General features: G+C 64.4%; 4 protein-coding genes and 1 pseudogene. 3 read left to right on the top strand and 2 right to left on the bottom strand.

All coding sequences use genetic code 11. The annotated features are described in order from the left end of the window. Window positions 1–284: pseudogene (locus ENZ74_RS21970) on the bottom strand (nuclear transport factor 2 family protein); the annotation flags it as partial. Window positions 285–474: 190 nt separating this feature from the next. Next, window positions 475–1,419 (bottom strand): MurR/RpiR family transcriptional regulator, encoded by a 945-nt coding sequence (locus tag ENZ74_RS21965; RefSeq protein WP_063169588.1) that lies wholly within the window; start codon window positions 1,417–1,419, stop codon window positions 475–477. Window positions 1,420–1,756: 337 nt separating this feature from the next. Between ENZ74_RS21965 and ENZ74_RS21960 the strand changes: the two genes are divergently transcribed. From ENZ74_RS21960 to ENZ74_RS21950, 3 genes are all read left to right on the top strand, one after another. Next, on the top strand, window positions 1,757–2,584 hold the full coding sequence (locus ENZ74_RS21960; protein ID WP_013528756.1) for an ABC transporter ATP-binding protein: 828 nt from the start codon (window positions 1,757–1,759) through the stop codon (window positions 2,582–2,584). Continuing rightward, window positions 2,581–3,441 carry an ABC transporter permease gene (locus ENZ74_RS21955; protein ID WP_063169587.1) on the top strand — a complete coding sequence of 287 codons (861 nt, stop codon included), beginning with the start codon at window positions 2,581–2,583 and terminating at the stop codon, window positions 3,439–3,441. Before ENZ74_RS21960 ends, ENZ74_RS21955 begins: the two co-directional genes overlap by 4 nt. A gap of 70 nt (window positions 3,442–3,511) precedes the next feature. Beyond that, on the top strand, window positions 3,512–4,675 hold the full coding sequence (locus ENZ74_RS21950; protein WP_013528758.1) for an ABC transporter substrate-binding protein: 1,164 nt from the start codon (window positions 3,512–3,514) through the stop codon (window positions 4,673–4,675). Window positions 4,676–4,881: the final 206 nt, after the last annotated feature.

The raw sequence follows: 4,881 nt of genomic DNA, 5'->3' as shown, positions 1-4,881 counted from the left end.
GTTTCGAAGCTGAACCAGGCCTCGATGGTGCCGTCGTCCGAGGTCGCCTCGCCGGTCAGCCGCCACGCGCTCGGCTTGGCCGTCGCCAGCGTCGTCGCCAGCATGTCGGCGATCGCCGCGCGGCCTTCCACGGTCGTGATGTTCCAGGTGAAGGTCAGGAGATCGCGCCAGTAGCAATCGTCGACGAAGAGGTTGCTCGCCGCCGCAGCGTCGCCGGCTGCGAGTGCCTGTGCCAGGGATTCGAGCCATGCGGCGGCCTGTTTCGTCGGTGCTATTTCGAGCATCTCTTTCCCTCTTTCGTTTCATGTCCGGCTTCCCTTCTCCCACAAGGGGAGAAGGTGGCCTCACGAAGTGAGGTCGGATGAGGGGTGCTCCAGCTTGGCGCCGACGGCACTCCGTCACCCACCCCTCAACCGTCTCGGCGCTACGCGCCGATCCACCTTCTCCCACAAGGGGAGAAGGAAAAGCGCAGCCCTAGTCTCCGAGCGGCTCCATCTCCTTGCCGGTGCGGTGGATCTGGGCGTTGTATTTGATGCGGCGCACCGTCTCGCGGGCCGAGCCGTCGAGCTTGTAGGCGGAGGCCACCGCCAGCAGGTCGATCGCCGCCAGAAAGGCGAAGCGCGATGCCGTCGGCTTCAGCGTGTCGGGATATTCCGGCACCGCCACCGTCAGCCTGACGTCGCAGGTGCGGGCGAGCTCGGTGTCGGGCGCGGTCACGGCGATCGCATTGGCGCGGTAATGCTTGGCGAGCTCGACGGCCTCGATCACCTCGCGGGTGCGTCCCGTCGCCGAAATGGCGATCACCAGATCGCCGGGCTTGAGCGTCGAGGCGGTCATGCGCATCAGATAGGGATCGCACTGGGCGCTGACTGTTATGCCGTAGCGGAACAGCCGGTATTGGGTTTCCTGCGCCAGCGCCGAGGAGCTGCCGCCGAGGCCGAAGACCGTGACCTGGCGCGCCTTGGCGATCAGCTCGGCGGCCTTCTGCAGCTGGGCCGGGTCGAGCTGCCGCTCGGCCTCCTGCAGCGCCCGGCGCGCCTCGCCGAACACGGCGTTCCAGAACGGCATGCCATTGTCATTGCTGACGGAAGGCGACTTGGCCAGGTAGAGCGCGCCGACGACGAGGCTCTGCGCCAGCTTCAGCTTGAAATCGCGCACGCCCTCGCAGCCGATGGCGCGGCAGAACCGGGTCACCGTCGGTTCGCTGACCCCGGCGCGCTGGGCAAGGGCGGCGTTGGAGGCGTCGACGGCATATTTGACGTCGTCGAGAACGACATCGGCGACACGCCGTTCGGCCGGGCGCAATTCGCTGTAGGAATCCTTGACCAGCGAGATGATGTCGGGGATGCGCCGGACAGGATCGCGTCTCTCGGTATCGGGGCCTGGAACAGGCTCGTCCTGGCTGCCAGCGTCGGTCATGGGGTCCTGGTCTTTCCCTGGGTTGCGAGGCTGTCGTCTTAGCATGTTTGCACGCCCTGGCTCCACGTGCCCGACCGGATCGCAACCGCAGCGTGTCGTTGGGGAAAGCTCACCTTCCTCCGTTCCTCTCCGGTCCGTGTCAGTTCCGAAGTATGTAGGAAAGCAACATGCATTTCAAGGCCGTAAAACCGACGGTAAAACAAGATGATAGGTATACTAATCGATTTTCGCGATACGGCCGCTATCGTCGGTGCTTGACAGGAAAGTAGGATAGTTACAGACTGATTTTCGCTGGGGATGAGCCAATGGATCATCGCGCAATCTTCCCGGGGGGCAGATGAACACGGGCGATGCAAAAAAGCCGAAGCTTGGCGTGCAGGCAGCCACCAAGATCTATCACACGGCCTCCGGCGACCTGCTGGCGCTGGACCGCTGCAGCCTCGATGTCAGCGTCAATGAAATCGTCTCGATCGTCGGCCCTTCCGGCTGCGGCAAGACCACGCTTTTGTGGTCGATGTCGGGCCTGCACAGCCTGACCAGTGGCGAGATCCGGCTCGACGGCAAGGCCATCACCGGTCCGCATCCCGATATCGGCATCGTCTTCCAAGAGGCGAACCTCCTGCCGTGGCGCAACCTCGACGCCAACATCCGCTTCCCCTTCGAGATCAAGAGCGAGAAGCCGGACCGGGCGTGGATCGCGCATCTGCTCAACCGGGTCGGGCTTGATGGCTTCGGCGGCAAGTTTCCGCGCGAGCTGTCGGGCGGCATGCAGCAGCGCGCGGCGATCGTGCGGGCGCTGGCGCTAAAGCCCTCGGTGCTTTTGATGGACGAGCCGTTCGGCGCGCTCGACAGTTTCACCCGCGAGGAGATGAACCGGCTGGTCGAGGAGATCTGGCTCGACACCAAGACAACCATCGTCTTCATCACCCACAGCATCGAGGAAGCGATTTTTCTCTCGGACCGGGTGGTGGTGCTGAGCGCCCGGCCTGGCCGCGTCGCCAAGGAATACCGCGTGCCGTTCCCACGGCCGCGTTCGCTGGAGATCATGGCGACGAAGGAGGTCTTCGACCTCACCAACCGGATCAAGATGGACATTGTCGGCGAACGCACGCGGCCAAAAGCCCCGGAGCGCCCGAGCGCCGAAATCGTGAGGATCAGGCCGTGAGCGGGGGCGATGCCATTCCGGAATTCTCAAAGTCCAAGTCGGGCGCCAAGGCGGGCGACGGCCATGAGGTCAGCCTGACCAACCTTTCCGCCTTCGCCAGCGGCCCCGGCATCAAGTCGGGCAAGGAGGTGGCGGCCATTCTTGTCGTGGCGGTGATCATCATCGGCGGCATCGAACTGGCGCTGCGGCTGTTCCACGTGCCGCTCTATATCATGCCGCCGCCGAGCTCGATCGCTTATGCGCTGTTCGACGAGTTTCCGCTGATCGCGCCGCATCTCGGCTACACGCTGGTCGAGCTGGTGTCCGGCTTCACCATCGGCGCCATCATCGGCCTGGTGCTGGCCGCCGTCATCACCCAATTCCCGTTCGCAGAGAAGATCGTCGCGCCTTACATCCTGCTTCTGGTCACCACGCCGATGCTGGCGCTGGTGCCGCTTCTGATCCTGCGCTTCGGCTTCGGCTACACGCCGCGCATCATCGCGGTGGCACTGGCCGCCGGGCCGATGGTGATGATCAATGCGGCGACAGGCTTTCGCCGCGTCGACAGCGCCAAGATTGCGCTGGCGCGTTCCTATGGCGCCAGCACCCTGCAGATCTTCTGGAAGATCCGTGCGCCGATGGCGCTGCCGATGATCCTGGTCGGGCTGATGATCGGCGCCATCTTCGGCCTGCTGACCGCGGTCGGCGCGGAAATGGTCGGCGGCGGTTTCGGCCTCGGCAACCGGCTGACCACCTATTCGTCGATGATCCAGATGCCGCAGTTCTTCGCAGTGGTGCTGATCCTGTCGACGCTCGGCATCCTGATCTACGTGCTGTTCTTCCTGATCGGCAAGAAATGGGCGAGCTGGGAGGCTTGAACACAGGGATATGACGGCGCCCGGGAGGCGGGCGGCAAGAAACTGACATCAAACAAAAAAGGGGAATGCCATGACCAAAGAGAACTCGATCAACCCGGCGGGGATCAGCCGCCGCTACTTCCTGCAGGTCACCGGCGCCGGGCTGGTGACGGCGACGGCGCTTGGCGCCACCGGCCTGAAGGCCAGGGCCGAACCCTACGGAAAATTCACCTGGATCTCGCCGCGCGGCACGCTCGAAGTGCTCGACGACTATCCCTACTGGGCGGCCAAGAAGGCCGGCTATTTCGACGGGCTGGACACCGACATGCAGCCGGGACCATCGGACGGCACCGCGACGGTGAAGTTCGTCGATGTCGGCCAGGCCGATATGGGCTTCCCGTCGCCCGGCGTGTTCTCCTTCGCCATCCAGAACGGCATGAAGCTGAAGTCGGTGTTCCATATGGGCGCGCGCGACACGTTCAGCATCGCCTTCCGCAAGGGCGAGGGATCGAACGACCTGAAGAAGCTGGAAGGCAAGACCATCCTGCTCGGCTCCGCCGCCTGGCAGTCGATCACCGACCCGCTGCTGGCCGCGCAGGGCGTCGACATCAAGAAGGTGAAATATGTCGAGGCCGGCTGGCCGACCTGGGGAACGGCGCTGGCCGGCGGCCAGGGCGACGCCGCCCTGTCGTGGGAAGGGCTGCGCGCCGAATGGATCGCCAAGGGGCTCGACTTCGAATACTGGCTCGGCGTGCAGAATTCGAAGCTGCCGGCCAACACCTTCGTCGTGCGTGCCGCCGATCTCGAGGATCCCGACCGCAAGGCGTTTTTGGAAAAGTACCTGCGCGGCTGGGCGATGGGCCTCGAATTCGGCTACCAGAATCCACGCGCGGCGGTCGAAGCGGTGTTCGAGCAGTTCCCGACGCTGGCCAAGAATCTCGGGCCGGAGCTCGGCACCACCTCGATCCTGCAGCAGATCAACGTTTTCCGCGGCGACATGGACAAGCGCGGCGGCTGGGGCTCGCACGACATGGCGAGCTGGCAGGGCTTCTTCGACGAAATCCACAAGATCGGCCAGATCACCGCTCCGGTGAAGGCCGAGGATGTCTGCACCAACGATCTGATCGGCCCGGCCAATGATTTCGACAAGGCCAAGGTCAAGGCCGATGCCGACGGCGTCAAGCTGTCGGAAGGTTTTGCCGCGCTCGATGTCGAGAAGATCAAGGCGCATCTGTTCGATTCGGCGGTGAAGTAGGGCTGCGCAACGGGTCATGTCGGCCGCCCTCCATTACCCTGCCTTGGCTCCTTTCCTCTCCCTCCGGAGGGGGGAGAGGTGGCGCCGCGAAGCGGCGACGGAGTGGGGAAAGGCGTTCGTCAAACGCGCAGTCGCCACAAGACAGGCACAATCTGACGAGCAAGAGACCTCAAGCGCGCGGCGAGGGTCTCGAGCCCCCCCCCCCC

It is taken from the genome of Mesorhizobium sp. M7A.F.Ca.CA.002.15.2.1, assembly GCF_003998715.1.
Classification (GTDB): Bacteria; Pseudomonadota; Alphaproteobacteria; order Rhizobiales; family Rhizobiaceae; genus Mesorhizobium; species Mesorhizobium ciceri.
This window is presented reverse-complemented; position numbering and strand designations above follow the sequence as displayed.